Source organism: Ruegeria sp. AD11(2025) (genome assembly GCF_056542405.1).
In genome coordinates, this window is record NZ_JBQFZU010000019.1 from 1 (window position 1) to 26,262 (window position 26,262).

24 protein-coding genes are annotated in these 26,262 nt (G+C 58.8%); 14 read left to right on the plus strand and 10 right to left on the minus strand.

Annotated elements, in window-relative coordinates; translation table 11 throughout:
* Nucleotides 1–266 precede the first annotated feature (266 nt).
* From ACR1XY_RS16900 to ACR1XY_RS16910, 3 genes are read left to right on the plus strand one after another with little or no spacing between them, the layout of a single operon-like run.
* Nucleotides 267–803: an RNA polymerase sigma factor gene (locus ACR1XY_RS16900; protein WP_480594792.1), complete on the plus strand. Its 537-nt coding sequence runs from the start codon at nucleotides 267–269 to the stop codon at nucleotides 801–803.
* Nucleotides 800–1,546, plus strand: coding sequence for an anti-sigma factor (locus tag ACR1XY_RS16905; protein WP_480594793.1), 747 nt, complete (start codon nucleotides 800–802; stop codon nucleotides 1,544–1,546). Before ACR1XY_RS16900 ends, ACR1XY_RS16905 begins: the two co-directional genes overlap by 4 nt.
* 59 nt (nucleotides 1,547–1,605) lie before the next feature.
* Entirely contained in the window at nucleotides 1,606–2,685 is a 1,080-nt protein-coding gene (locus ACR1XY_RS16910; protein WP_480594796.1) for a helix-turn-helix domain-containing protein, read from the plus strand.
* On the opposite strand, the gene ACR1XY_RS16915 is transcribed toward ACR1XY_RS16910, so the two are convergent.
* Nucleotides 2,658–3,548 carry a LysR family transcriptional regulator gene (locus ACR1XY_RS16915; RefSeq protein ID WP_480594798.1) on the minus strand — a complete coding sequence of 297 codons (891 nt, stop codon included), beginning with the start codon at nucleotides 3,546–3,548 and terminating at the stop codon, nucleotides 2,658–2,660. The genes ACR1XY_RS16910 and ACR1XY_RS16915 overlap by 28 nt on opposite strands.
* 103 nt (nucleotides 3,549–3,651) lie before the next feature.
* On the opposite strand from ACR1XY_RS16915, the gene ACR1XY_RS16920 reads away from it, so the two are divergent.
* The 3 genes from ACR1XY_RS16920 to fcl all read left to right on the plus strand — a co-directional run bounded on the left by ACR1XY_RS16920 (nucleotide 3,652) and on the right by fcl (nucleotide 6,854).
* Nucleotides 3,652–4,536 (plus strand): phytanoyl-CoA dioxygenase family protein, encoded by an 885-nt coding sequence (locus ACR1XY_RS16920; protein WP_480594801.1) that lies wholly within the window; start codon nucleotides 3,652–3,654, stop codon nucleotides 4,534–4,536.
* Between the two features lie 205 nt (nucleotides 4,537–4,741).
* The gene (gene gmd / locus ACR1XY_RS16925) at nucleotides 4,742–5,866 is read left to right on the plus strand and encodes a GDP-mannose 4,6-dehydratase (RefSeq protein ID WP_480594802.1); all 1,125 of its coding nucleotides are present in this window, start codon (nucleotides 4,742–4,744) and stop codon (nucleotides 5,864–5,866) included.
* Nucleotides 5,867–5,876: 10 nt separating this feature from the next.
* A complete protein-coding gene (gene fcl, locus ACR1XY_RS16930; protein ID WP_480594804.1) occupies nucleotides 5,877–6,854 on the plus strand; it encodes a GDP-L-fucose synthase in 978 nt (325 codons plus the stop codon).
* Between the two features lie 33 nt (nucleotides 6,855–6,887).
* On the opposite strand, the gene ACR1XY_RS16935 is transcribed toward fcl, so the two are convergent.
* The 7 genes from ACR1XY_RS16935 to ACR1XY_RS16965 form a co-directional block, all read right to left on the minus strand.
* Nucleotides 6,888–7,964: a DUF2793 domain-containing protein gene (locus ACR1XY_RS16935; protein WP_480594806.1), complete on the minus strand. Its 1,077-nt coding sequence runs from the start codon at nucleotides 7,962–7,964 to the stop codon at nucleotides 6,888–6,890.
* A 183-nt stretch (nucleotides 7,965–8,147) separates the two neighbouring features.
* Complete coding sequence (gene galU / locus ACR1XY_RS16940; RefSeq protein WP_480594808.1) at nucleotides 8,148–9,041, minus strand: UTP--glucose-1-phosphate uridylyltransferase GalU; 894 nt, start codon at nucleotides 9,039–9,041, stop codon at nucleotides 8,148–8,150.
* A gap of 305 nt (nucleotides 9,042–9,346) precedes the next feature.
* Nucleotides 9,347–11,152: an ABC transporter ATP-binding protein gene (locus ACR1XY_RS16945; RefSeq protein WP_480594809.1), complete on the minus strand. Its 1,806-nt coding sequence runs from the start codon at nucleotides 11,150–11,152 to the stop codon at nucleotides 9,347–9,349.
* A gap of 1 nt (nucleotide 11,153) precedes the next feature.
* Nucleotides 11,154–12,083 (minus strand): ABC transporter permease subunit, encoded by a 930-nt coding sequence (locus tag ACR1XY_RS16950; RefSeq protein ID WP_480594810.1) that lies wholly within the window; start codon nucleotides 12,081–12,083, stop codon nucleotides 11,154–11,156.
* 10 nt (nucleotides 12,084–12,093) lie between these two features.
* Nucleotides 12,094–13,017 (minus strand): oligopeptide ABC transporter permease OppB, encoded by a 924-nt coding sequence (gene oppB, locus ACR1XY_RS16955; RefSeq protein WP_480594812.1) that lies wholly within the window; start codon nucleotides 13,015–13,017, stop codon nucleotides 12,094–12,096.
* 65 nt (nucleotides 13,018–13,082) lie between these two features.
* Nucleotides 13,083–14,711 (minus strand): peptide ABC transporter substrate-binding protein, encoded by a 1,629-nt coding sequence (locus tag ACR1XY_RS16960; RefSeq protein ID WP_480594814.1) that lies wholly within the window; start codon nucleotides 14,709–14,711, stop codon nucleotides 13,083–13,085.
* Nucleotides 14,712–15,111: 400 nt separating this feature from the next.
* A complete protein-coding gene (locus ACR1XY_RS16965) occupies nucleotides 15,112–16,350 on the minus strand; it encodes a lytic murein transglycosylase (protein WP_480594816.1) in 1,239 nt (412 codons plus the stop codon).
* 182 nt (nucleotides 16,351–16,532) lie between these two features.
* Here ACR1XY_RS16965 and ACR1XY_RS16970 point away from each other — a divergent pair, with 182 nt between their 5' ends.
* The 6 genes from ACR1XY_RS16970 to ACR1XY_RS16995 are packed head-to-tail and all read left to right on the plus strand — an operon-like array spanning nucleotide 16,533 to nucleotide 23,044.
* Nucleotides 16,533–17,489, plus strand: a complete 957-nt coding sequence (locus ACR1XY_RS16970; protein WP_480594818.1) for a cytochrome ubiquinol oxidase subunit II — start codon at nucleotides 16,533–16,535, stop codon at nucleotides 17,487–17,489.
* A complete protein-coding gene (locus ACR1XY_RS16975; protein ID WP_480594820.1) occupies nucleotides 17,486–19,570 on the plus strand; it encodes a cbb3-type cytochrome c oxidase subunit I in 2,085 nt (694 codons plus the stop codon). Before ACR1XY_RS16970 ends, ACR1XY_RS16975 begins: the two co-directional genes overlap by 4 nt.
* On the plus strand, nucleotides 19,567–20,199 hold the full coding sequence (locus ACR1XY_RS16980) for a cytochrome c oxidase subunit 3 (protein WP_480594822.1): 633 nt from the start codon (nucleotides 19,567–19,569) through the stop codon (nucleotides 20,197–20,199). Before ACR1XY_RS16975 ends, ACR1XY_RS16980 begins: the two co-directional genes overlap by 4 nt.
* Nucleotides 20,192–20,518, plus strand: a complete 327-nt coding sequence (locus tag ACR1XY_RS16985; protein ID WP_170446781.1) for a cytochrome o ubiquinol oxidase subunit IV — start codon at nucleotides 20,192–20,194, stop codon at nucleotides 20,516–20,518. Before ACR1XY_RS16980 ends, ACR1XY_RS16985 begins: the two co-directional genes overlap by 8 nt.
* 22 nt (nucleotides 20,519–20,540) lie before the next feature.
* On the plus strand, nucleotides 20,541–21,524 hold the full coding sequence (locus ACR1XY_RS16990) for an HlyD family secretion protein (RefSeq protein ID WP_480594823.1): 984 nt from the start codon (nucleotides 20,541–20,543) through the stop codon (nucleotides 21,522–21,524).
* Nucleotides 21,521–23,044, plus strand: a complete 1,524-nt coding sequence (locus tag ACR1XY_RS16995) for a DHA2 family efflux MFS transporter permease subunit (RefSeq protein WP_480594824.1) — start codon at nucleotides 21,521–21,523, stop codon at nucleotides 23,042–23,044. The genes ACR1XY_RS16990 and ACR1XY_RS16995 overlap by 4 nt, the downstream gene beginning before the upstream one ends.
* On the opposite strand, the gene ACR1XY_RS17000 is transcribed toward ACR1XY_RS16995, so the two are convergent.
* Complete coding sequence (locus ACR1XY_RS17000; protein WP_480594825.1) at nucleotides 23,041–23,403, minus strand: fluoride efflux transporter FluC; 363 nt, start codon at nucleotides 23,401–23,403, stop codon at nucleotides 23,041–23,043. The genes ACR1XY_RS16995 and ACR1XY_RS17000 overlap by 4 nt on opposite strands.
* On the minus strand, nucleotides 23,400–23,807 hold the full coding sequence (locus ACR1XY_RS17005; protein ID WP_480594826.1) for a fluoride efflux transporter FluC: 408 nt from the start codon (nucleotides 23,805–23,807) through the stop codon (nucleotides 23,400–23,402). The genes ACR1XY_RS17000 and ACR1XY_RS17005 overlap by 4 nt, the downstream gene beginning before the upstream one ends.
* Before the next feature lie 198 nt (nucleotides 23,808–24,005).
* Here ACR1XY_RS17005 and ACR1XY_RS17010 point away from each other — a divergent pair, with 198 nt between their 5' ends.
* Nucleotides 24,006–25,586, plus strand: a complete 1,581-nt coding sequence (locus ACR1XY_RS17010; RefSeq protein WP_480594828.1) for an FMN-binding glutamate synthase family protein — start codon at nucleotides 24,006–24,008, stop codon at nucleotides 25,584–25,586.
* Between the two features lie 62 nt (nucleotides 25,587–25,648).
* A complete protein-coding gene (locus tag ACR1XY_RS17015) occupies nucleotides 25,649–26,188 on the plus strand; it encodes an RNA polymerase sigma factor (RefSeq protein ID WP_480594830.1) in 540 nt (179 codons plus the stop codon).
* The last annotated feature ends 74 nt before the right edge of the window (nucleotides 26,189–26,262 follow it).

Sequence of the window (26,262 nt, forward strand, 5' to 3'; positions counted from 1 at the left end):
GGTCCAAATCCGCCATTTTGCTAACCTCCTGATGGTTTCCATCTCCAAAACCTACCAGATGAGAGATCAGGGGATGTCCATTCCATCAGAAACGCCTTGGGGTGCCAGTTTCGAGCTTTCGGCAAACGCCGGGGTTGCAACAATTGCCGACACAATCGTGACTGCATACAACAGAAGTTTCATTTCATTCCTCCGCGGGTTATGTCAAATCTGAGTCCGCGGGCCCGGTCCGTGAATGAAGACACACACAGGTCGCGATTTAGTCGATGGATGGTGAAATAAGCTCGGAACAGGCCGTGCGCGGCGCGATCCAGACGCATTCGAAACGCGTCTGGCGTTTTGGGTTGGCGCTGTCCGGTGCATCGGATGTAGCCGACGATCTGCTGCAATCCACATGTTTGCGCGCGCTGGAGCGTCACCATCAGGTCACCTCGCACGACCGGCTGGACAGCTGGCTGATGACGATCTGCCGCTCGATCTGGCTGAATGAGGTCCGGTCGCGCTCGGTCCGCAAGGCTCAGGCGCTTTCGGTTACGTCTGAAGCGGAATTGATTGCCGCCGGACCTGATGTGGAAACGAATATTTTCGCTGCTGAAGTGTTTACTCAAGTGATGCAACTGCCAGAAGCGCAGCGGGAGACGGTCATGCTTGTGTTCGTCGAGGGCTATAGCTATCGCGAGGCCGCAGCTTTGCTGGAGGTGCCGATAGGAACGATAATGAGCCGGCTGTCCAACGCCCGGCAGAAACTGAAAACCGTTATGCAGCATGAGGTGGCAGACACAGTGCGACGGAGTGGCAAATGAAGTTCTCCGATAAGACGCTGTTGGCGTATCTGGAAGGCAATGTGGAAGAGGCCGAGGCACGCGCTATCGAAAGCGCGGTTGAGGCCAACCCAGAGCTGGAACAGCGCCTGATGGCGCTGGACCCGTTTGCGCCCGTAGTGCAGTCGGTGTTCGAGCGCGTCCCTGCCGAAACGCCTTTGTTCGATCTGCCCGAACCTGTGGCTGTTGCGCCCGTTCGGCCTGCGGGCGGCGGGTTGCGGTTGCTTGCCGTTGCGGCCTCGGTAGCGATTATGGCCGTGTCCGCAACCTACTGGGCCACACGTCCGAAACCTTTGGGTTGGGCCGCGCAGGCCGCGATCTATCAGTCGCTTTATACGCCGGACACGATTGCGTCGCTGGACAGCTCGCCCCAGGCGCTGGACGAACAGTTTGCACTGGCCGAGGAACAGTTGGGGCGGTCGCTTAACCGCGCGGCGCTTGAGGCGCTGCCGGGCGGAGAGCTGAAGCGCGCGCAGATTCTGTCCTTCAAGGGCAAGCCGCTGGTTCAAGTCGTGTTTGCCGATGAACAGGGCCAGCCTTTTGCCTTTTGTGTGATCCGGCAGGGCGAAGGCGCACCGACAAGGGAACTGAAGCAGGCGGTTCTTAGTGGTTTGGCCACGGCAACCTGGGCGCAGGATGGGTATGGTTACATGCTGATCGGCGCCAGGGATCAGACCGATCTGGCCGGGCAACTGGACATCCTGACCACAAGTTTCCCAGGCTGAGGGCGCGGGGGCGCAAAAACGCCTTGTGAACTGCGGCAATTCCCCGAAATATACCGGATATGACGACAAAACCTGTCATACCTGATCCGGATGAGGACGCCGAGGCGGTTGGTCCTCCCAGTATCTATGACGCGGACCCGCCCGAAGACGATGATCTGTGGTTTCTACCGCCGGAGGATGAAGAGGCAGTCGAGGATTACCTGATCCCCGGACCCAAGGCCGATCACCGCCTGTTGTTCGATCCGCGGGACTGGCGTGCAGCACAGGCCGAGCTGTCTTATGAACTGGCCGATCTGGCCGCGATCTTCGGTGCGTTGGACGAACGGTTGCGCGCGGGACCGGATGGGTGGACCCATCGGCTGGCCCTGATGGATGTGTCCGATCTGGGCTGGTGGACCGGCGACCGGATCAGCGTGGATCGGCTGGCGCTGTGGACGGGTCTGCGCATCGGTGCGACCGGAGATGACGTTCAGGCGCTGTTCCGCGCCGGATGGGCGGTGCGGCGTCTGACAGCAGGCCCCGGCCCTTCTGAGGGCGGGTGGGAGACCGGCCTGACTGCGTTTCTGGATCGGATGGCGCAGGGAATCGAGGACATCCCCGAGGCGGTGGCCGATCTGGCCGAAGTGATGCGCAATTCCGAAGGGTTGCACCCGGTCACGCAGGCGGCCATGGCGTTTCATGCCTGGCGCGCGCTGTCGCAAGGTATTGGGCAGGATACCGAGGCCGCCATCATCGCGGCCCGACATGCGGCCACAATGGGGCGGGGTGGGGCGATGTTCATGCCGCTGGCCCTGTCAGGCCCGGGCGCGTTGCGCGGGGCAGGGGAGGTGGACGAAAAGCTCTCGGCTTGGGTCCGGGGGGCAGGGCAGGCGGCGCTGGCGGCGCTGATGCATCTGGACCGGGTTAGCGCCTGGGACCAGCGCGCGCGCGAGGCCACCAGCGGGCTCAGCGGGCGAACGCCGCCCTTGTTGATTGACGTTCTGACCGCATGGCCCATGGTCTCGGCGCCCTTGGCCGAGGAATTGACAAAAGCCTCGCGCGCAGCAGTGCAACGCAATATCGACCGATTCACCCGCCGCGGCCTGATCCGCGAAGTGACGGGGCAGGGGCGTTACCGGGTCTGGACTGCGGCGCTGTGATCCAGCAACCAGTCGCGAAAAGCGCGCGCCGGCGGTCGCAGCGCAGCGCGCGCGGGATAGACCAGATGATACGCTTCCTGCCCGGCAACCTGAATGTCCGGCAGGCAGGGAACCAGGCCCGACAGCTGCATGACACGATCCGAGGCAGGCGCGCGGGCCAGCGCAATGCCACCGCCGCTGGCCGAAAGCTCGGCCGCCGTCAACGAATTGTCGGCAAAGAAATAACGCGCCTGACCAGCGGGCAGACGTAGGGTTTCGAACAGGTGCAGCCAGCTTGCGCGATGGGTCGAGACCTCGATCAGCGGGAACTGAATCAGGTCTTGGGGGCTTTGGATCTGCGCTGCAATTTCCGGCGGGGCCATCGGGTACAGAGTTTCATGCAACAACCTGTCGCTTTCGGCACTGTAGAGCGTTGGGTTGCCGAAGACGATCTGCAAATCGGTGAACTGGTTGGCGAAATCCGACACCAGATTTCCAGTGGTGAGGGACAGGTTGATCTGAGGATGCGCTGATTGAAAAACCGGCAAGCCACCGGCAATGACGCCATGCGCGAACAACAGGACGGACTGTACAAATAACCGCTGTGCCCGGGTTTCGCCAAACAGCCCCGTAGTGGCGGTTTCCAGCATCAGCAGAGATTGCTGAACCGATGGCAGATAAGCCCGTCCCGCCTCGGTCAGGGTCACCGCATGGGCGTGGCGGTGAAACAGCGGCGTGCCCAGCCGTGTCTCCAACGCCTTGACCTGTTGGCTGACGGCTGCTGCCGACATGTTCAACTGAGTGGCAGCGCGGGCAAAGCTTTCGGTGCGGGCTGCGGCCTCGAACACGCGCAACCAGTTGAGAGAGGGGATGCGGGACGACATGAACAAAGGCTAAGCTGAACTTACCCTCACGGGCAAGAGGTTGCGCGCTGGCCCGATAGGTTTGTGCCCTATCCTTCGGCGACACGCATCCAAGAGGTACGACATGCCGCAAACCGCCCCAAAGTCTGAAACCGCGCTGACTGCAGCCCAATCCGCACAGTATTGGGAAGACGGGTTTCTTTTTCCGCTGACGATTTTTTCAGCCCAAGAAACCGCTGAGATTCGCGCAGAGCTGGAACAGCTCGAACAGGATTGGCTGGCTGCGGATTTACCCCTGCCGCTGAACACCTACAAGCGTGTAAACGCACATCTGGTGATCCCGCTGGCGGCCAGGATCGCGTTGCACCCCAGGGTATTGGACGTGGTCGAGGGCGTTCTGGGCCCGGATATCATGGTCTGGTCAGCCGAGTTTTTCATCAAAGAGGCACATACTGATCACATTGTTGGTATGCATCAGGATCTGACCTATTGGGGCATGGGTGAAACGCCGGATCAGGTCACCGCCTGGATCGCGCTGTCCCCGGCCACGGTTCAAAGCGGCTGCATGGATTTTGTGCAGGGCAGCCACAAGAACCCGATCCTGCCGCATAACGATACCTATTCCGAAATCAACCTGCTGTCGCGCGGGCAGGAAGTTGCTGTCGATGTAGCCGAGGAGGACAAGACCCATATCGAACTGGCGCCGGGGCAGATGTCCTTGCACCACGGGCTGACCATTCATGGTTCGGGTCCTAACCGGTCCGGGGATCGTAGGATCGGTCTGGCAATCCGTTACCTGAACCCCAATGCAAAGCAGCTGGTTGCGGATCGTGATTATGCCATGTTGGCGCGCGGGCAGGACGGGCAGTCTAATTTTGTGCATGTCGAGCCACCGAGCCACCTGTTCTCGGACCAGGCGCTGGCCCTTTACGATCAGGTGCGCCGGGACCAGAGTAAGGCACTGGCGGATGGGGCCGAAAGCGCGGTTCCGCTGTACGGGGCAAGCTGACTACACCTAACAGCGCTAGGGGCTGGCCTCACCTGTACCGCCGCTTGTTGCGAAACCTCCGTTATCGCTTGATTTCCCTGACCGGTGTGCAGGTAGGAACCTGCCGCCGGTTTTCAAAGCCATTTCTTGCCTTGGGTTGCATTCTGCGAATTCTTGCTGTTTCTGAGACGTCAAAGATGCACACAGTATTCCGTGGGAAAAAATGATGACAAAAAAGGCGTTGATTACCGGTATTACCGGGCAGGACGGGTCTTATCTGGCCGAATTCTTGCTGGAAAAAGGTTATGAAGTTCATGGGATTAAGCGCCGCGCGTCCTCGTTCAACACGCAGCGGATCGACCACATCTATCAGGACCCGCATGTTCCCAACCCAAATCTGTATCTGCATTACGGCGACCTCAGCGACACATCGAACCTGACGCGAATCATTCAGGAAGTGCAGCCGGACGAGGTTTACAACCTCGGCGCACAGTCCCATGTGGCGGTCAGTTTTGAATCTCCGGAATATACCGCCGATGTCGATGCTATCGGCACGCTGCGCCTGCTTGAGGCGATCCGTTTCCTTGGGCTCGAGAAGAAAACCCGGTTCTACCAGGCCTCGACCTCGGAACTGTATGGTCTGGTGCAGGAAATCCCGCAGCGCGAGACGACACCGTTCCACCCGCGCTCGCCCTATGCGGTGGCCAAGCTCTATTCCTACTGGATCACGGTGAACTACCGCGAAGCCTATGGCATGTATGCCTGCAACGGTATCCTGTTCAATCATGAGAGCCCGCGTCGTGGCGAAACCTTCGTGACCCGCAAAATCACCCGTGGTCTGGCGAATATCGCTCAAGGTCTGGAAAACTGCCTGTACATGGGCAACATCGACAGCCTGCGCGATTGGGGCCACGCGAAAGACTATGTGCGGATGCAGTGGCTGATGCTGCAACAGGACAACCCCGAAGATTTCGTGATCGCGACCGGCGTGCAGTATTCGGTCCGTCAGTTCATCGAATGGTCGGCGGCTGAGCTGGGCATCACGCTGGAGTTCTCGGGCGAGGGTGTAGATGAGATCGCAACGGTCAATTCAATTGAGGGCGACAACGCCCCGGCCCTGAAACCCGGTGATGTAATCATGCGCATCGACCCGCAATATTTCCGCCCGGCTGAGGTGGAAACGCTGCTGGGCGATCCGTCGAATGCCAAGACCAAACTGGGTTGGGAGCCCGAACTGACCGTTCAGGAAATGTGCGCCGAGATGGTTGTCGAAGACCTCAAGACCGCAAAACGCCATGCGCTGTTGAAAGAGCATGGCTATGAATTGCCGGTAAGCTTGGAAAACGGCTGAGGAGGTCGCCATGCGCAAGATCTACGTAGCAGGCCATCGCGGCATGGTTGGCGGAGCAATCCAGCGCCGCTTGCAGGATCGGAAAGCGGCGGGCGAAGCGCTCGAGCTGGTCACCCGCACACATGCTGAGTTGGACCTGACCGATCAGGCCGCCGTGCGCGATTTCATGCAGGCCGAACGCCCGGACGTCGTGATCCTGGCCGCAGCCAAGGTGGGTGGCATTCACGCCAACAATACGTACCCTGCTGATTTCATCTACGACAACCTGATGATCGAATGCAACGTGATCCATCAGGCTTTTGCCGCCGGAGTGAAGAACCTGCTGCAACTTGGAAGTTCCTGCATCTATCCGCGCGCGGTGCCGCAACCAATGCGTGAAGACGCGCTGCTGACAGGTGTGCTGGAGCCGACAAACGAGCCATATGCGGTGGCCAAGATCGCCGGGATCAAGCTGTGTGAAAGCTATAACCGGCAGCACGGGGTCGATTACCGATCGGTCATGCCGACCAACCTTTATGGACCAGGCGACAATTTCCACCCGGAAAACAGTCATGTATTGCCCGCTCTGATCCGCCGGTTCCATGAGGCGCAGCGGGATGGGCTGGAGGAAGTCGTGATCTGGGGCACCGGCAAACCCCGCCGCGAATTCCTGCATGTGGATGACATGGCCGAGGCGTCACTGTTCGTGCTCGACTTGCCGCGCGATGTCTATGAAGCGAACACCCAACCGATGTTGAGCCATATCAACGTAGGCTGTGGCGAGGACGTTTCGATCGCGGAACTGGCGGCGCTGGTGGCGAAAACTACAGGATTCAGTGGCAAGATCACACAGGACGTCAGCAAGCCGGACGGAACCATGCGCAAGCTGATGGACGTGTCTCGTCTGGCCGATATGGGCTGGCGCGCACGGGTCGGGCTCGAAGACGGGATACGCGAAACCTATGCCTGGTTCTTGGATCAGGCGGACGCGGACCTGCGCGCCAAGTGACTGCCCGGGCGCGGGCCCGGGCAGTTGGGTTGATCAGAACCAGCGGCCAATCGCAATGGCCGTTGGCTCCAGCGCTGTCGCATCACTTGAGGTAGCCAGAACCTTGAACGCCACCTGAGTTTCAGTTGGCGCGTCAAACCCCATGAAACGGGTGGTTGCACCTCCGCTGCCGAAGACCGCAACGGTTGAGCCCACAGCGAAAGCCACCGGGAAATCCCAGACCGCTGCATCGCTTGCGAACAAGGCGCCTTCGGTATTCGCGCAGCCCGTGGCCGTCAGCGAGATTGTGCAGATTTGAGTACCGTCAGCAAAGCGCACGTAATCGCCGTCTGCGTTCGCGCCTCGTTCGATGACGGCCCCGGTCGCGGTGCCGCCGCTCTGTGCCACGGCACCCAGCAGATTGCCGGGACCATAACCGTAATCCGCCCGCATCAGACGACCGGCGGTGGTGTCATCTGCGCTGGCCTGAACCGCTGCGCCGCTGGCGATCCCGGTCGCGGGATCGAAATTCAGCGCGTCGGTCCATGTGCCACCATCAGGCGAGACTTTGATCGCAAAGCCGGTATTGCCTGACAGGCCCATCTCGGCATGCCCGGTCCAGTTGGATTGAAACAGCAAGGAGGCGGTGTCGCCCGCATTGGCCTTGTTGATCTTCAACTGATGCCCGCCGCCGTCATGGCTGAGAAGTGTCGCCGGAGACCGCACCGAAAGACGGTTTGTGCTGTCATACCCGGTAGCGATCCCCACGCCGTCCAGATTTTGCGTGGCGACCGGAGGATCGATCCATGCACCGCCGTCCCAGATTCTAATGTGCCCTGTGGTTTCGTCCCATGCGCGCCAGCCCGTGCCGGGCATGATGAAATGCCATGCATTGTCCAGCCACGCAGCCAACATCCCTTCCTGCCCGATCCAGTCCCCTGTTGGTGCTGCGCCCAACGCGTGAACCTCGCCCTGATCCGGCACGGCGGGCGGGGTCGTGGCATTTGTTGAGGCTACGCTCAGTTGCGTGATCAGGTCCAGCTGCCGCAGCGCTTCGTTATGGGTGACATGTTTCTGTGCCTGCGACGGTTGCAGAAATGGCAGTTTCAATCGGGGTGAGTTCTGTGACATGGGCGTCCTCCTGAGGCTGTCGGTCCGACAATTGCATTGCGCGCTACTCTGCCGTGTGGCGCATGAATCCCGTCTGACCGGGCCGGACGCCCGAAAAACCATTTGCTAACCTTCGAGGGCACAAAAAACCGGGGCGTTTAACACCCCGGCCCAAAATTCATAAGCTGATTGGGAAGCAGCCTGTTACTGCGCAGCCTGTCCCGTGGCGACGATGTCGTGCAGATACTGGCTGAGATCTTCGCGCAGGTCATCGCGGGCCAGCGCAAAGGCAACCGTGGCCTGCAGGAAGCCGGATTTGGACCCGCAATCAAAACGCTGACCCTCGAACTTGTAGCCGAAGACCGGCACACCGTTTCCGATGTCTTCGGCAATCGCATCGGTCAGCTGAATTTCGCCACCGCTGCCCTTTTTCATCTGGTTCAGGTTATACAGGACCGACGGGCCCAGAATGTAACGCCCGATGACCGCCAGGTTCGACGGCGCTTCTTCGGGTTTCGGCTTTTCGACCATGCCGCGCGCGCGGACTACCGAACCGATATTCTCGCCCACATCTAGGACGCCGTAAGCGCTTGTCTTGTTGGCTGGAACTTCCATGGCTGCAACCATGTTGCCGCCAGTTTCCTCATAGGCTTCGACCATCTGCTTCAGGCAGGGCTTGTCACCGGCGATAACGTCATCGGGCAGCATAACGGCAAAGGGTTCATCGCCGATCAGGCGCCGGGCACACCAGACCGCGTGACCCAGACCCAGCGCCTTGTGCTGGCGGATATAGGCAATCGCGCCGCTTTCCATATTGGTTGCGTTCAGCGTTTCCAGCAGCTTGTCCTTGCCCTTGGCTTTCAATTCCTGCTCGAGAACCAGATTGTGGTCAAAGTAGTCCTCCAGAGCGGACTTGCCTCGTGACGTTACAAATATGAATTCTTTGATACCGGCAGCGCGCGCCTCGTCGATGGCGTACTGCACCAGCGGGCGATCAACCAAAGTCATGATCTCTTTCGGGACCGACTTTGTTGCTGGCAGGAACCGGGTGCCAAGTCCCGCGACGGGGAAGATCGCCTTTGTGACCTTACGTGCCATTTGACCTCTCAAGTTACTAAAACAATGTATGTCAGAGTGTTTACTAAGCAGACCTCTTATGACCCGTGGCGCGATTATTCAACGTCAACGGGTAACGAAGCCGCGATTTCGCAAGATGGTGCCACCCGGGGGGGCAGAAGTCAAAAAGATGGGGCCACACATGCGGAAGCATCGCGGTTTTCTGCGCTCTTTGCGGCGAAATGAGGCATCCGACCGGTAGCCACCTGAACAGCATTCTAGTGTCCGGTCGCTCATGTTTCTGCAACTTGCCCCGAAGCCGAGTTAAGCGCTTCGGGGCAGGGGGTTTAGGCAGACTTCATGATGGCATCCAGCGGGTCATGCTCGGCCACGAAATGATCAGGTCTTACCTCGCTCAGCTGTGGGACGTAGTCGGTTTCCCCTGCAGCCAACCGGCTGGGCAGAAACCGAAGCGCAGCTTTCGGGTCCATGGGTGAGGGCAGTTCGCCAGGCAGCTTAAGGCGTTGGCGGGTCCGTTCGACATCCGGGTCCGGGATCGGGACTGCTGAGATCAGCGATCTCGTGTAAGGGTGGATCGGGTCGGAACAGATCACCTCTCCGTCACCCAGTTCGACAATCCGGCCCAGATACAGAACCATAATCCGGTTCGAGATTGCCCGCACTACCGACAGATCGTGGCTGATGAAAATCATCGACAGCCCGAATTCTTGCTGCAACTCGCGCAGAAGCTCCACGATCTGCGCCTGAATGGATACATCCAAGGCCGAGACCGCCTCGTCGCAGATGATCAGCTTGGGCTTGTTGATCATGGCCCGCGCGATTCCAACCCGCTGGTTCTGACCGCCGGAAAGCTCATGCGGATAGCGGTTGATCATATTGGCCTTCAGGCCGACACGCTCCATCATCTGCGCGACCATGTCCTTGCGTTCGCGATCAGTCAGGTCCGGGCGGTAGGTTTTCAGTGGTTCGGCAATCGAGGCCGAGATAGTCATCCGCGGATCGAGACTGGCCAGTGGATCCTGAAACACGATTTGAAGGTCTTTGCGGTACTTGTTCAGCTCGGCCCGTTTCAGCCCGACGATCGGATGCCCCAGCCAACTGACATTGCCTGCGCTGGGTTCGATCAGTTGCAAAACTGCACGGGCCAGGGTGGACTTGCCGCAGCCGGATTCGCCCACTACGCCGAGCGTTTCCCCCTTGCGAATGTCAAAGCTGACGCCATCGACGGCCTTCAGCGGCACCTTGTGCCCGAATAGCCCGCCCGAGACGTGGATCGGGAAGTGCACCTTGACGTCATCGACCTTGAGCAGCGGCTCATCGACCTTTTCCAACGCCTTGGGTGCATCACCCGCATCAATGCGCGGCATCGCTTCCAGCAATGTCCGGGTATAGTCATGCTGCGGCGCGCGGAAGATCTCGCGCGTGTCCCCGGCCTCGACAAACTGACCCAGACGCATGACCTGAATGCGGTCGCACATCCGTGCAACAACACCCATGTCATGGGTGATCAATGCAATCGCGGTGCCTTCGTCCTTTTGCAGGCGCTCCATCAGGTCCAGAATGTCGGCCTGAACGGTCACATCCAGCGCTGTGGTCGGTTCATCCGCGATCAACAGCTTGGGATTGCAAAGCATCGACATGGCAATCATGACGCGCTGGCGCATCCCGCCCGACAGCTCGTGCGGATATTGGTTCAACCGCCGTTTTGCCTCGGGGATGCGAACGCGTTCCAACCATTCCAGACATCTTGCCCGCGCGGCTGAACCCTGCAACCCTTCATGCACCTGCAGGACCTCGCGCATTTGCTGGCCGACCCGCAGATGCGGGGTCAGTGCGGTCAGCGGGTCCTGAAAGATCATGCCGACGTCCGAACCACGAATCTTGTTTAGCTTGTTGATGGGCAGGTTCAGGATCTCATTGCCGTTCAGAGTGGCAGAGCCAAGTGCGCGCCCGGCCGGTGGCAACAACCCCATCGCGGCCATGAAAGTCTGGCTTTTGCCCGACCCGCTTTCACCAACGATGCCCAGACATTCCCCGGGACTGATGTCGAAACTGATGCCTTTGACGGCCTCGACCACGCCATCCGGGGTGTCGAACTGGACGCTCAGGTCCTTTACGGAAAACAGACTCATCTCAGCGATCCTTTGGGTCCAGAGCGTCACGCAAACCATCTCCGATGAAGAACATCGTGATGATGATGGCGACGTAGAATGTCAGGGGGAACATCAGTTGCCACAGGGTGCCATAGCCCATCGTGCCCGCACCTTCGGCGATCAGACGACCCAACGAGGTGTAGGGTTCCGAAATGCCCAGCCCCAAGAACGAGATGAAGCTTTCCGTCAGGATCATCTCGGGCACCAGCAGCGAGGCATAGACGATCACAACACCCAGCAGGTTGGGCAGGATGTGGCGATACATGATGGTAAACTCGCTGACCCCGGCGGCGCGCGCGGCCTCGATAAACTCGCGGTTTTTCAGGGTCAGCGTCTGCCCCCGAACAATCCGCGCCATTGTCAGCCAGCCCACCGCACCCAGGGCGATGAATAGCATGAAGAACGACCGCCCCGCGACCACCAGCAGAAGGATGATGATCAGTGTGGCCGGAATGGCCAGTAGGATATCGACGAAACGCATCATCACGCTGTCGGTGCGCCCGCCGATATACCCGGCCGCGATTCCATAGAAGGTGCCAACGATCAGTGCGGTCGCCGCCCCGATCAGCCCCACCAGCAACGAGGTCGTCGTTGCCTGAATGACCCGGCTGTAGAGGTCGCGCCCCAAATCATCGACCCCGAAAAAGTGCCCGGTCTCGACGGATGGCATACCCATGCCCCGTACGTCACCCATGACGTTCCAGTCGATCTCCTCGTTGTTCCACACGGCGAAATACGGGCCGATGATCGTGAACAAAACGATTAACGCCAGAATGAACACACTGGCCATCGCGGCCTTGTTGCGGACAAACCGCATCCGAGCGTCCTGCCAGAGCGAGCGCCCCTGAATGACCGTGTAATCTGTGACATCTTCGGCCAATTGGGCGGCTTTTTGTGATTTTCCAAGCATTGCCAGCCCCTCAGTAGCGGATTTTCGGATCGAACCAGGCATAAGCCAGGTCGGTCAGCAGGTTCACGATGACGGTCAGCGCGCCGTAAAGGATCGTAACCCCCAGCAGCACTGCGTAATCCCGCGACAGGGCCGAGCCGACATAAGCCTGCCCCAGACCGCCGGTCGAGAAATAGATGTCCACGAAAACCGACCCGGTCAGCACATAGACAAAGACCGGTCCCAGATAGGACACGACGGGCAGCAGCGTGGGCTTTAACGCATGTCGCCAGATCACGGTTCTGGTTGGTAGGCCCTTGGCGCGCGCTGTGCGGATGAAGTTCGAGTTCAGTACCTCGAGCATCGACGACCGCGTAATCCGCGCAATCGACCCCATGTAGGAGGTCGCCAGCGCAATCACAGGCATGATCAGGTATTGCCATTGACCACCGTTCCAGCCACCACCAGGCAGCCATCCCAACCAAAGTGTGAAGGTCAGGATCAGGATCGGGCCCATGATGAAGTTCGGCAGTGCCTGCGCAGCGATCCCGAGACCGACGGCGAAATAGTCAATCCAGCTGTTGTGCTTGATTGCTGCGGCGATCCCCAGACCGACACCGATGACGGTCGCAACAAGGAAGGACAACGAGCCATAGGTCAGCGAGATTGGGAAACCTTGCGCGATGATGTCATTCACGTCCCGGTCCTTGAACTTAAAGGACGGGCCGAAGTCGAAATGCACCACGATATTGTACAGATAGTCCCACAGCTGCTTCCACAGCGGCTGGTCCAGCCCGTAGCGCGCCTCGATATTGGCCAGTACCGCCGGCGGCAAAGGCCGCTCTGACGTGAAGGGCCCGCCGGGCGCAAAGTGCATCAGAAAGAAACAGGCGACGATCAACAACAGGATCGTCGGAACGGCAACCAGCAATCGCCGGATGATATAGGCAAGCATTTCATGCCCCCATTATTGGCTTTGCCCCGATGAGAAACTCGGGGCAAAGCGTGTTTTAAGGATGATTATTCGGCGCGTTTGTAGAGGTCTTTGGAATACCAGTTCTGCTCTACGTTTTTGACAGGCCAGTTTCCGACATCGCTGTCCATCATGTAGACGCCAGCGTAGTGATAGATCGGAATAACCGGGGTCTCTTGCGCGATGATCCGTTCAACCTCGGTGTACAGAGGGGCCGGGTCATCTGAGGATTTCGCCTCGGCCAGCAGTTCGTCAACGCGTGCGTTGTTGTACTTGCCGTCGTTGTAACCGGAATCCGATTGAAGCAGATCGAGGAAGGTCGAGGCTTCGTTGTAGTCGCCACACCAGGCGCCGCGGGCCAGATCGAAGTTCTGGTTGCCGCGCTCTTCCAGGAACACTTTCCATTCCATGTTGGCCAGCTCGACCTGAACGCCAAGCTTCTGCTTCCACATCTGGCTGAGGGCCACGGCCACTTTCTTGTGTGCTTCGTCGGTGTTGTAGACCATTTCAAAGCTCAGCGGATTGTCCGGGCCATACCCGGCCTCGGCCAGCAATTCCTTGGCCAACTCGTCGCGCTCGGCCTGAGTCATCGAGGCCATTTCGACGGCGGGGACGGTGAAACCGGCGGTTGCTTCGGGAACGAATGTGTATGCGGGCGGCTCGCCACCTGCCTTGACGTTCTTGGTGATGATGTCGCGGTCTACGGCCAGCGACAGGGCCTGACGAACCTTGGGGTCCTTGAATTCTTCGGGGCCACCTTCGGACAGGTTGAAGGTGTAATAATAGTTACAAAGACGTGGGAAGCTGATGGCTTCTTCGGGGTTCTCTTTCTGCAGGCGGGGGAATTGGCCTGCGGGAACTTCGGTGCGATCCAGCTCACCGGCCAGATAGCGGGTCAGGGCGACGTTTTCGTCGTTGATGACCAGCGCCACGACCTTGTCGATGATGGTGTTGTCGTTATCCCAGTACATCTCGTTGCGCTCACGGACCGAGCGCTCCTGCGGCAGGTGCTCGGTCAGCACATAGGCACCGTTCGAGACGATGTTCTCTGGCTTTGTCCAGGCGTCGCCGAACTCTTCGATGACTTTCTGTGGGGCGGGGAAGGTGGTCGAATGCGTGGTCATCTGCGCGAAATACGGCAGCGGTGCACTCAGCTTGACTTCAAGCGTTTTGTCGTCGATTGCGGTCACGCCCAGCTCATCCACCGGTTTTTCGCCTGCAATGATTTCCGATGCGTTCTCGATCGACATCAGTTCCATGAACCAGGCATAAGGCGAGGACAGAGCGGGATCGACTGCGCGTTTCCAGGCAAAGACAAAATCACTGGCGGTCACCGGGTCTCCGTTGGACCACTTGGCGTCATCGCGCAGGGTAAAGGTGTAAACGTCCTTGGTATCGTTGGTGGTGTAACCAGTGGCAACGCCGGGAATCAGATTTCCGTCTGCGTCCTGGTTCATCAGACCCTCGAACAGGTCGCGGACGATTTCAGCGCCCGTTACGTCTTCGACCACCTGTGGATCGACCGAGCTGTGTTCATCCAGAATGCGATAGGTAAAGGTCTGGTCATCCGCCAGCGCCTCGCCGGTTTCAGGATGGGTACCGGCGGCAAAGGCGGCGCCGGTGATCATGGTCGAGGTCAACAGCCCCGCCAGAGAAGTCCGAATGTACTTGTTCATTTTGTTCTACTCCCATTTTTGGCGGTACGGCGACCGCATCCATTCAGGATGGTCGCTGACCGCTATGTTTGTCCGACCCAGAAAGACCGCCACTGGTTCAAAGAATACTCTGTCAGATCGCAAGGAACACCGCGTCGCAGTCTTTCAGTTTGAAGTCGGGAACGTGTTTGCGAAAGTCGCCTTTCACTGCCGCCGAAGGTGGCACTATTTCAAAAAAGGATAAAGCCTTTGCCTGAAAAATAGGCAACCATAGGTGGATTGTGAATGAAACCCGGGTCGGTTCCGAAATATAATAATGAAACCTCCGCGGTTCTTAACACTTTTGTGAAGGTCGCGATATTCGCTGACCCCCAAGAAAGGCGTTTTGCCGACACGGTGACGTTAGGGACAGTGCGAATCGCTACGGTTTCAGGGCCGCTTTCATACTGGTTTCGGGAAAGCAGGTGGGCGCGCGACCTGTGGTCTGCTGCCAGCGCCCGATTGAACGGCGGGTTTTGAAGCCAGGCAACCCGTCTGCGCCTCCGACATCATGGCCCTGGTGTTCCAGAGCCCTCTGCATGGCGGCTACGTCAGACCGGTACAGAGTGCCGACCTCGCCCCACTGCGCCTTGAAATCCCCGACGCCATATTGAATGCGGTCGCCGACGTGACCGACGAACAGCGCATAGAGATCGCTTTTGTTGTAGTCCTTCAGAACATAGAAATTCGGCGTGACGATGAAGGCAGGGCCATTGCGCCCTGCGGGCATCATCAGGAATCCTTCGCCCGCCAGTTCATGGTTCGGAAACGGTTTGCCCGACACGCGGGTTATGCCCATCGCGGCCCAGTCCTGAATGGGCTTGCCCTGATCCGGCCCTTCCATGGCGCAGGAAACCGAGGGCGGGACGGTCACTTCGAACCCCCAGTCGCGCCCGGAGATCCAGCCGTGTTGGGACAGAAAATTCCCGATTGATGCGATGGTATCCTCGGGTGAGGCCCAGATATCGGATCGCCCGTCACCGTTGCCATCCGCCGCATAGGTCAGAAAGTTCGAGGGCATGAACTGCGGTTGGCCCAAAGCGCCGGCCCAGCTGCTCTTCAATGTGCCGGGCGGGGCGTGCCCGGCTTCGGCAATTTGCAAAGCGGCGATCAGTTCGTCGGTGAAATACGGGGCACGGGTGCTCATGAAGCCCTTGGTGCCCAGCACCTGAAATGCGTTATGACGAATGGGGACCTGACCATATCCGCTTTCGCGGCCCCAGATGGCCAGGATGATGCGGCCGGGCACGCCAGTCTCTGCCTCGACGCGCGTCAGAGCCGCCGCGTGGCGGCGCGCCATCTGTCGACCTGTGGCAGTTGCTCCTTGAACGGAGCCTGCGTTCAAATAGCGCCCGGGCGAGCCGAATTCGGCCTGTTTTTGCTGTTTCGGCGTCTGCGCCGTCTGGCCCGGCGGTACAAGGTCCGGCAGCTTCCAGTTAAGCGTCACCCCGTCAAAGGCCCGCTTCATGGTGTTGCGTGAGACGCCTTTGGCCTTGGCTAGCGGCCAGACTGTGTTTTGCAGCCAAGCTTGGAATTGCCGTTCGACCGCTGCGCGATCCTGCGCGTAAGCACCCGTCGACAGGCACCAGAGACTGAAAGCGATTAATATCCGACGCATCATCAAAATGTCTCGCCCGATCGAGTAGCTTAGTCAACAGTGGTATTCGTGTCGATTGGGTTCGCGTAATGGTCTGGTTGACCAGTTCACGCCTGACACAATTGCCAGTTTCAGAAAAAACCTTGAGAAAATTCCTGACTCTGCCGATAGTTGGCCGAAACGAAGGCGCAAGAGGACAATCAGGCGTGGCGGTACTCAGACCTTCAAAACTCGCAGTGCTGGTTGTGGTCGCTATAGCGGTGGCTTCGGTGCAGACGGCGTGGGCGAGTGGCAGTTTTATGGACCCTCAGGGCCCGATAGCCGCGATTCAGAAAACCCATCTGTTGCGGGCAACCGTTCTGATCATGGTAGCCGTGCTTCCGGTTCTGGTTCTGGTGCCCTTGATTGCCTTACGGTATCGGCGATGCAAAGGAGGTACAGCCGCGTATCGGCCAAAATGGGACTTTTCCGCCAAGCTGGAATTCGTCATGTGGGGCGTGCCTGTGGTGATCGTGGCACTGTTGTCCTTCTACCTTTGGAAAGCGACGCATCGACTGGACCCTTATTCGGCCACTTTCGGCGATACTCCCGCGCTGAACGTGCAAGTCGTCGGTCTCGATTGGAAATGGCTGTTCATTTATCCCGACCTCGGTATTGCAACCGTGGGCGAGTTGGGAATTCCGGTTAAACAGCAGGTGGCGATGACGTTGACCACGGATACGGTCATGCAGTCGTTCATGATCCCGGCTTTGGCTGGTCAGATTTACGCGATGCCCGGAATGACGACAAAGCTTCATCTTGTGGCAGATACGCCTAAGACGATGCAGGGTGAAAACACGCAATATAATGGTCGTGGTTTCACCAAGCAAAAGTTTCTGACCCAGGCAATGCAACCTCAAGATTTCACAGCCTGGGTTGAAAGCGTCCGCGCCAATGGCATCCCGTTGACTCAGGACACGTATCGGACGCTGGCCATGCGCTCGGATCGGGATGAGGTACAGGCGGCATTGGGAACCGCCCTCATGCCGCTCAACGCTTTGTATTTCACTTTGGAGGAGGGCGATCTGTTTCACTCGATCCTGCACCGCTATCACGGTGGTAAACCTCTGTCGGTAGATCAACAGCCAGGAACGGTTGAGTTCGGACAGGAGGCCGCGCAATGACCGACACTGGGTTCTTTGGCCGCCTGAACTGGGACGCGTTTCCTATCGCGGGTCTGATCCAGACGCCCAACACGAATGAGATCGTGGCGAACGCGGCTGCAGGCATCGTGGTTGTGGGTGTCGTTGCGGTGGTCGGATTGCTGACATGGTTCCGCCTGTGGGGGCCGCTGTGGCGCGACTGGCTGACCAGCGCTGACCACAAGAAGATCGGCATCATGTATATTGTCTTTGCTATTGTCATGCTGGCGCGGGGCGTGCTGGAAGGGGTGGTCATGCGCGCCCAGCAAGCGGCTGGACCAGGCCCTGGGTTCCTCGAGGCCGAACATTTTGCCGAGCTGTTCAGCACCCATGGCACAATTATGGTGTTCTTTGTGGCGGTGCCCTTTGTGTTTGGGGTAGCGAACTATCTGGTGCCGCTGATGATCGGCGCGCGCGATGTGGCCTTTCCGGTGATGAACCAGATCAGCCTCGGCCTGACCGTCTCGGCGGGCATGATGCTGATGGTGTCGCTAGTGGTGGGAGAGTTCTCGACCGGAGGCTGGACGGCCTATCCACCCTATACCGGCGCGGCGTTCAATCCCGGGGTTGGGCCGGATTATTGGATCTGGGCCATCGTTGTCTCGGGCATCGGCACCACGCTGACGGGGATCAACTTTGCCGTCACGATCTATAAGCTGCGGGCGCCGGGGATGAAGTTCATGCGGCTGCCGATGTATTGCTGGACGATCATCAGCAGTTCGATCCTGATCATCTTTGCCATGCCGCCACTTGGTGTGGCGGCGCTGATGCTGGCAGCAGATCGATATCTGGATTTTCACTTTTTCACCAATGACCTTGGCGGCAACATGATGAACTACGCCAACCTGTTCTGGCTGTTCGGCCACCCGGAGGTCTATCTGTTGGTTCTGCCCGCCTATGGCATCTACTCCGAAGTCTTCGCCACCTTTTCTGCCAAGCGGCTCTACGGATATAACTCGCTGGTCATTGCCACAATGTGTATTGCGGTTTTGTCCTTTACCGTTTGGCTGCACCACTTCTTCACCATGGGCCAAAGCGCATTGATCAATGCGGTGTTTGGTGTGGCGACGATGTTGATCGCTATTCCGACCGGGGTGAAGGTTTATGACTGGATGGCCACTCTGTATCGGGGCCGCATCCGGTTTTCCGTCCCAATGCTTTATGGCCTGGCCTTCCTGATGCTGTTTGTCATCGGCGGTTTGTCGGGCGTGATCCTAGCCAATCCCACAGTTGACTATCAGGTTCACAACACTTTGTTCCTGGTGGCGCATTTTCACAACGCGCTGCTGCCGGGGGTACTGTTTGGCTTGCTGGCGGCCTATAACTACTGGTTCCCCAAGGCCTTCGGGTTCCGCCTGAACGAGTTTTGGGGCCGGGTTTCGGTCGTGTGCTGGACGGTCGGATTCCTGCTGACTTTCATGCCGCTCTATTTCGTGGGTCTGATGGGGATGCCGCGCCGGTCCTTCAGTTACAGCGACGCCTCGTTCCACCCCTACATGCTCGTCGCGATTGTCGGTGCTTTGATTATCACCTGCGGGCTGCTGTCCATCCTTGTCCAACTGTGGGTCAGCATACGGGATCGCGAGAAAACCCGCGCCCCTGTTGGCGACCCATGGGACGGGCGCACGCTGGAATGGTCGATCCCGTCACCGCCGCCGCCATATAACTTTGCCATCATCCCACAGGTGACCGACCGCGATAACTTCGCCGCGGCCAAGGAGCGGGGCGAGGCCTACCCCAGTCCCGACGCCTATGAGGACATCTCGATGCCGCGCAATACCGCGATCGGGTTTACCTTATGTGTACTCAGCGGTGTCTGGATGTTCGCGCTGGTCTGGTGGATCTGGTGGCTGGCGGCCTTGATGGCGGTTCTGATGCTTGCGGCCTTGATTGCCTGGACCTTCAATACCGACTTTGAAGAGGTCATCCCTGCCGAAGAGGTGCGTAAACAGCACGAAGCCTGGCTCGATCTGGTGCGCAACTCCAAACCTGTAGACCGCGACCATGAAACAGCTCCGGAGAACCGCGGCCTTGCCCGCCCCGATCTGGAGGTCGCGACATGAAGCGAGCGCCCACCCACAGCTATCCCGGCCTGAACCTAGGGCGGCGCCATGAAAGTGCCCACCAGGCCACCGAGGTCGTCACCTTCGGATTCTGGGTCTTTCTGATGAGTGACCTGGTCTATTTCGGCCTGATGTTCGCGATCTACATCACCATGATCGACGCGCAGGCAGGCGGGCCGGGTCCGCATGAGCTGTTTGATCTGTACAGCATCTTTGCCCAGACGCTGATCTTGCTGACCAGCAGCCTGACCGTGGGACTGGCGATGCTGGCGTTGAAGTATAACTTGCCAAGATGGCGGATCGTATTCTGGTTCTGCGTGACACTGGTCCTGGGCCTCAGCTTTCTGGTGCTGGAAATCCGTGACTTCATGGCCATGGCTGAAAAGGGCGGCATCCCTCAGCGCAGCGGGTTCCTGTCCGCGTTTTATGGATTGGTGCCGCTGCACGGGTTGCACGTCGCTGCAGGCTGTTTGTGGCTGATCGTGCTGGGAATCCAGTTGCGGCTGTTTGGTCTGACCGACTTGTTGATGTCGCGCGTGGTGCGGCTGGCGCTGTTCTGGCACTTCCTGGACCTGATCTGGATCGGCATCATCACCATCGTTTATTTCGGAGGGCTGACCTATGGATAAGCGTAGCGAGATGCACCGGCGCGAGCGTCGGCGGTATGTCATCGGTTATGGCGGCTCGCTTTTGCTAACGGCGGCGGTGTTTTTGATCGCCTACAAATACGGCATTGAAACCAAGGGGGTTTACCTCTCGATCGCATTACTGGGGCTGGCACAACTGATTGTGCAACTGGTCTATTTCCTGCATATCGACCGCCGCCGCAGCAGCCGCGAAGACCTTGATCTGATCCTGTTTTCCACACTGGTTCTGCTGATCATCATCCTTGGGACCGTCTGGATCATGGGCAATCTGGCGGTGCGGATGCACACCTATCCGATGTAACGACCTGCAAGAGATCTAACGCATGAAACCCGTCAAAATTGCCGCTGTCGCAGCCATGTTGATCGCCATCGCCGCCGGGCTGTTTTTGTATTGGCGTCACGAGGAAAAGTATCCCTCGACCAAGGACGCTTATGTGGGCGCGAATATCATCAACGTGGCGGCGCAAGTGACCGGGCAAGTCGCCGAGGTACCCATCACCGACAACCAGCCGATCAAGGCGGGTGACTTGCTGTTCACGATCGACGACACCCAGTTCAAGGCGTCGGTAGATCAGGCGCAGGCTGATCTGGACAGTTCGCTTCAACAGGCCCAATCCTATTCCAATCAGATCACCGCGGCTGAGGCGGCGGTTCAGTCCTCTCAATCGGCCTTCAACACCGCCAAGAACAATTTTGAACGGTCCAAGGCGCTGTTTTCGGACGGCGATCTGGCGCAGGTTTCACTGGATCAGGCGACAACAGCGTTTGCCGAGGCCTCGGCCCGTCTGACCACAAGCCGATCCGAACTGTTGGCGCTGCAAAGCGGGCTCGCCGCGAAGCAGGACGAAGTTTTGTCTGCACGAGCGCAGCTTGAAATCGCACAGGCCGACCTGAACTGGACCAAGATTTACGCCACAGCAGATGGCTGGATCGCCAACCTGACCCTTCGTCCGGGATCGGCCGTTTCGGCCAATGCGCCGCAGTTTTCCATCGTCGAATCCTCAGAATGGTGGGTGGATGCAAATTTCAAGGAAACCGCGCTGCCACGTATACGTCCGGGTCAACCCGTTACAGTTAAGGTTGATATGCTGCCGGGGGTGACGCTGACCGGCAAAGTGGCCTCGATCGGACGCGGGTCGGGGGACACGTTCTCGCTTTTGCCGTCCGAAAACTCCAGCGGGAACTGGGTTAAGGTGACCCGCCGGTTCCCGGTGCGCGTGGAGCTTGATCCGACCGATGTGCCGTTGCGTGTGGGCGGCAGCAGCAAAGTGACAGTGGACACCACAACGGATCAGTCTGGAAAATGAACGGTCTGGCGGCCAGCCGCGTCAATCCGGTGATTGTTATCGCCGTTGTGCTCAGCGCCATACTCGAGGTGTTGGACAGCACTATCGTCAACGTCGCACTGCCGCATATACAGGCCGCGTTCGGGGCTACGACCGATCAGGCGACGTGGATTCTGACCAGCTATATCGTTTCGGCTGTCGTCGTCATGCCTCTGACCGGCTTTGTCGCGCGCAGGGTTGGTCGTCGTCGGCTGATCCTGACGGCCATCACAGGCTTTACCACGATGTCTATCATGTGCGGCCTGTCCTGGAGCCTTGAGACCATCGTCTTCTTTCGCCTCGCGCAAGGCATGTTCGGCGCGTTTCTGATTCCGCTGTCTCAGTCCATCCTGTTTGATGCTTTCCCGCGTGAAAAACGCGGGCAGGCGATGGCTGTTTTTGGGCTAGGCGTCGTGGTGGCACCCGTGCTGGGGCCGACAGTCGGGGCACTTCTGACCGAGTATTTCTCGTGGCGGATGGTCTTTTTTGTCAACCTCCCGGTGGCGGCGATGGCATTGCTGCTGCTGGCGGGTGAGTTGCCTGAGGACGAAACCGAAGAGGTGCGGATCGATTGGGCAGGCCTTGCCCTTCTGGCAATTGGCATCGGGTGTCTGCAGTTCATCCTCGATCAGGGAGAGACCAAGGATTGGCTGTCATCAAGAGTCATTCAGGTGGCGCTGATCGCATCGGTTCTGGGTGCATTGGGGTTCGTCGTTCACGCACTGACAACCAAACGGCCGGTTGTTGATCTGCGGTTTTTTGCAGATCGCAACTTTGCCCTGTGCAATCTGGTTATCGCTGGTTTTGCCATCTCGCTGTTTGGCGGCATTGCGATCTTGCCGACCTTTGTGCAGAACCTGCTGGATTATCCCGTTATCGCCTCAGGGCATTTGTTCATCCCGCGCGGTATAACGGCAGGGTTATCGATGGTTGTGACGGGCGCAGTGCTTGTGTCGCGGTTTGATCCGCGCTTTCTGGCCGGGTTGGGGATGCTTTTGACGGCCGTCAGCAATTTCATGATGGGCGCGCTGAACATGAATGCAGGGTTCTGGGAACTGGCCTGGCCGGGGGCCGTCAGTGGGTTGGGCATGGGGTTGGTTTTTGTTCCGATGTCGATTCTGGCCTTTGAAAGCATCTCGAAGTCCCGGCAGGACGAAGCTTCGGGCTTGTTCAACGTGACGCGTCAGTTGGGTTCATCGGTCGGGATTTCTCTGGTCGGCACTTGGGTGGTGCGTGGGTTGCAGACGAACACGGCTGTGCTGAGCCAGAACGTGACGCCCTACAACCCGGCAGCGCAGGCCTATTTGCAGCCGCTTGGTCTGACGCCCGAAAGTCCCGAAGGGGCTGCCATTCTGGGACAGGTGATCAGCCAGCAGGCCGAGCTGATTTCCTATCTGACCGTGTTCAACAATCTTGGTTTGCTGGCCTTGGCGACGATACCGCTGCTGTTTTTCTGTAAAGCACCGAAACCTGGCACTCAGGCTGCCGTTCCCGCGCATTAGCGCGTCAGTACCAGACCCAGCCACAGGGCAAACCAGCACAGGGCGAGGCTCAGCAGAATATTTCCTGCACCCAGCACAATTGTCCGTTCCCTCCGCAGTTCCAGTGATTGATAAGCAAAGCTGGAAAATGTGGTGAAACCACCGCAGAAGCCGAAAACCAGCCGTCTTTCTTCTTCGCCCAGATCGACCGGCCCGCCGAGGTATCCGATCCAAAGACCCAATAGCAGGCTGCCTAAGACGTTCACGATCAGGGTTGCAAGGGGCAGGTCATGATGGACCCGCAAGGCGATCCAGTGCCGCAGTACCGCGCCCAGTCCGCCCCCCAGCCCGAACATGGCGTGAAGGTAAAGCGCGCTCATCCTGCGGACCTCGGGCTGTGAAGCCGTCGTCCGATGGCCTCGCCCAGAATGGCAGCGGCAAGGCCGACGGCAATTTCAAGCGAGGCGGCCGAAATTGCATTCCAAATTTGCGTTTCAGCCATTCGTTCCAGTTCGGCCACGAAGGAGGAAAACGTCGACAACCCGCCGCAGAACCCCACCGCGCCCAAATGCAGCACATGCGCGTGGACCCGGTTCCGAACCGCATAGAGCCAGCCAAGAACGAAACAGGCCACGACATTGATGCCGAAAGTCGCGGTCAATAACGGTGCGCCAGGGATCTGGGCCGAGAAAGCCTCGCGCAGCAGCGACCCCGCAGCGCCGCCCACGAAGACGGCGATGAACATGATTGCCGTGGTCCGGATGGCGGGTCGGGTTTGTGTCACGGCCGGTTATCCTGCCCAAGTTAATCTCTGTTTTGGCATACCTATTGCTGCAAGGGTGATCAACTGTGGCCAACCCCTCTGCCTGCCTCACAAAACCGCCCGATCGCGTGAGGCTGGGTACAATCGCTTGCAATCAAACGCCGATTTGATCCACGGTTGTTACAACGTTGATTTGGCGGCACCTTAGGAGAGCACGAAATGGTTGTACGCAGACTTTACTATTTTCTTAGTTACGTGTGCCTGCCTCTGACCTTGCTGTGGGGTTTTTTTTGGCCGCCAGCGCATTGGTTGCTCATCATCCTGATCCCCTATGCCGTGGTTGGCCTGTATGACATGCTAACCACCAAGCACAATGTGCTTAACAATTACCCGGTTCTGGGCCATTTCCGGTACATGCTGGAATTCGTCAGCCCCGAAATCCGGCAGTATTTCGTGGAGACCAACGAAAGCGGTCGCCCCTACAACCGGATCGTTCGCAGCCTGATCTATTCGCGCGCCAAAGGGCAGGTCGACACTCAGGCCTTTGGCACCCAATACGATATCCTTTCCGTGGGCTATCAACGGGCCAATCACTCGCTTGCCCCCAAGGAGGTTCCGGAAAGCGAAGAGAGGATTATTCTGGGTGGCCCGCAATGCAGCCAACCCTACAGTGCGTCTCGTCTGAACGTGTCGGCCATGAGCTTTGGTGCGCTCAGCGCAAATGCGATCCGGGCTTTGAATGGCGGGGCCAAAGACGGTTCTTTCGCACATAACACAGGTGAGGGCGGCCTGTCCCCGCATCATCTGGCCGAAGGGGGCGATATCATCTGGCAGATTGGCACAGGATATTTCGGATGCCGCACGCCTGAAGGGGGGTTCGACAAGGACCTGTTCGCCGAAAAGGCAAAGAAGGATGTGGTCAAGGCGATTGAGATCAAATTGTCCCAAGGCGCGAAACCCTCCCACGGTGGGGTGCTGCCTGCGGCCAAAGTAGATAAAGAAATCGCGGAAATCCGCGGCGTGCCCGAGCATCAGGACGTTATTTCTCCGCCCATCCACTCGGCCTTTGAAGGTCCAACCGGCCTGTTGCATTTCGTGCAGCACCTGAGAGAGATGTCGGACGGTAAGCCCATTGGGTTCAAGCTGTGTATCGGTAGGCCGTCCGAGTTCATGGCAATCTGCAAGGCGATGCTGGAAACCGGTATCCTGCCCGATTTCATCACCATCGACGGGGCTGAAGGGGGCACCGGTGCAGCCCCGGTTGAATTCACCAACCGACTCGGCATGCCGCTGAACGAGGCGTTGATTTTCGTCAACAACTGCCTGCGTGGTGTAGGGTTGCGCGACAAGATCCGGATCATTTGTTCGGGCAAGGTCGCCACCGGCTATGACATGGTTGAGAAATTCGCTCTTGGTGCGGATATGTGCAATGCGGCGCGGGCGATGATGTTTGCGGTGGGCTGTATTCAGGCGTTGCACTGCAACACCAACCGCTGCCCTTCGGGCGTGGCGACGCAGGACCCGATCCGTGGGCGGGCTGTGCATGTGCCGCAAAAACGCAAACGGGTGCATCGCTTTCACGACGCCACGTTGGAGAGTTTTCGAGAGCTTCTGGGTGCGATGGGTAAGGAAAAGGTCTCGGAGTTGCGCCCGGACGATATCCGCCGCCGTACGGCGGATGAAAGGGAATGGACCTACGCCGAACTGTACACGTTCATTGACGAAGGGGTCTTGCTGACAGATTCGATCCCGGATGAGTTTGCAACGGATTGGAAAATAGCCTCGGCGGATCATTTCTGATTATTTTTTGCCCGGCCGCCAAGGATTGACCTTTTTGATCCGTCTTACCCATCGTGATGCGCATGACAACTTCGGACGAGGATTTGGCCAAAGCCGCAACAAAAGGGGACGCTGACGCGTTTGCTGCCCTGTTGGCGCGGCATTACGACCGGATTTTTCGCCTGTCCTTTCGCCTTGCCGGGCGTGCCGATCAGGCAGAGGATCTGACGCAGGATATCTGCGCGGCCCTGCCCGCCAAGATTGCCGGATTCCGTGCACAGGCCAAATTTACCACCTGGCTTTACAGGGTCGTCGTGAACGCCGCCGAGGACGCGCGTCGCCGTCAGGCCAGCCACAGTCGTGCTGCTGCAGGGTGGGGCGATGTCGAACAGATGCGCCGGGCCGAGGCTGCGGAAACCGCCGAAGCCGTCGATTGGCTGCAGCGGGCCATGCGATCGCTGCCGCAGGACCTGCAGGATACGCTGGCCCTGACGCTGGAAGATGAGATGACCCATGCCGAAGCCGCCGAAGTGCTGGGCGTGTCCGAGGGCACTGTGTCCTGGCGCATGTCGGACATCCGCAAGCGCCTGCGAGCACTGCGGCAAGAGGAGCTGGCTCAATGACAGATGATCTAGAAAACCTCAAAACGCTGATGCATGCCGCTACGCCCGCGCCGGACGCGCGGCGGCGGGCGGAA

Excerpts from the sequence above, each read along its gene's own strand:
- ACR1XY_RS17000 (WP_480594825.1), bottom strand. The coding sequence starts at position 23,403 with ATGAGCGCGCTTTACCTTCACGCCATGTTCGGGCTGGGGGGCGGACTG.
- ACR1XY_RS16965 (WP_480594816.1), bottom strand. The coding sequence starts at position 16,350 with ATGATGCGTCGGATATTAATCGCTTTCAGTCTCTGGTGCCTGTCGACG.
- ACR1XY_RS16920 (WP_480594801.1), top strand. The coding sequence starts at position 3,652 with ATGCCGCAAACCGCCCCAAAGTCTGAAACCGCGCTGACTGCAGCCCAA.
- ACR1XY_RS16960 (WP_480594814.1), bottom strand. The coding sequence starts at position 14,711 with ATGAACAAGTACATTCGGACTTCTCTGGCGGGGCTGTTGACCTCGACC.
- gmd (WP_480594802.1), top strand. The coding sequence starts at position 4,742 with ATGACAAAAAAGGCGTTGATTACCGGTATTACCGGGCAGGACGGGTCT.
- ACR1XY_RS17015 (WP_480594830.1), top strand. The coding sequence starts at position 25,649 with ATGACAACTTCGGACGAGGATTTGGCCAAAGCCGCAACAAAAGGGGAC.
- ACR1XY_RS16945 (WP_480594809.1), bottom strand. The coding sequence starts at position 11,152 with ATGAGTCTGTTTTCCGTAAAGGACCTGAGCGTCCAGTTCGACACCCCG.
- ACR1XY_RS16910 (WP_480594796.1), top strand. The coding sequence starts at position 1,606 with ATGACGACAAAACCTGTCATACCTGATCCGGATGAGGACGCCGAGGCG.
- ACR1XY_RS17010 (WP_480594828.1), top strand. The coding sequence starts at position 24,006 with ATGGTTGTACGCAGACTTTACTATTTTCTTAGTTACGTGTGCCTGCCT.
- ACR1XY_RS16975 (WP_480594820.1), top strand. The coding sequence starts at position 17,486 with ATGACCGACACTGGGTTCTTTGGCCGCCTGAACTGGGACGCGTTTCCT.
- ACR1XY_RS16950 (WP_480594810.1), bottom strand. The coding sequence starts at position 12,083 with ATGCTTGGAAAATCACAAAAAGCCGCCCAATTGGCCGAAGATGTCACA.
- ACR1XY_RS16990 (WP_480594823.1), top strand. The coding sequence starts at position 20,541 with ATGAAACCCGTCAAAATTGCCGCTGTCGCAGCCATGTTGATCGCCATC.
- ACR1XY_RS16980 (WP_480594822.1), top strand. The coding sequence starts at position 19,567 with ATGAAGCGAGCGCCCACCCACAGCTATCCCGGCCTGAACCTAGGGCGG.
- ACR1XY_RS16995 (WP_480594824.1), top strand. The coding sequence starts at position 21,521 with ATGAACGGTCTGGCGGCCAGCCGCGTCAATCCGGTGATTGTTATCGCC.
- ACR1XY_RS16900 (WP_480594792.1), top strand. The coding sequence starts at position 267 with ATGGATGGTGAAATAAGCTCGGAACAGGCCGTGCGCGGCGCGATCCAG.
- galU (WP_480594808.1), bottom strand. The coding sequence starts at position 9,041 with ATGGCACGTAAGGTCACAAAGGCGATCTTCCCCGTCGCGGGACTTGGC.
- oppB (WP_480594812.1), bottom strand. The coding sequence starts at position 13,017 with ATGCTTGCCTATATCATCCGGCGATTGCTGGTTGCCGTTCCGACGATC.
- ACR1XY_RS16915 (WP_480594798.1), bottom strand. The coding sequence starts at position 3,548 with ATGTCGTCCCGCATCCCCTCTCTCAACTGGTTGCGCGTGTTCGAGGCC.
- fcl (WP_480594804.1), top strand. The coding sequence starts at position 5,877 with ATGCGCAAGATCTACGTAGCAGGCCATCGCGGCATGGTTGGCGGAGCA.
- ACR1XY_RS16935 (WP_480594806.1), bottom strand. The coding sequence starts at position 7,964 with ATGTCACAGAACTCACCCCGATTGAAACTGCCATTTCTGCAACCGTCG.
- ACR1XY_RS16985 (WP_170446781.1), top strand. The coding sequence starts at position 20,192 with ATGGATAAGCGTAGCGAGATGCACCGGCGCGAGCGTCGGCGGTATGTC.
- ACR1XY_RS16905 (WP_480594793.1), top strand. The coding sequence starts at position 800 with ATGAAGTTCTCCGATAAGACGCTGTTGGCGTATCTGGAAGGCAATGTG.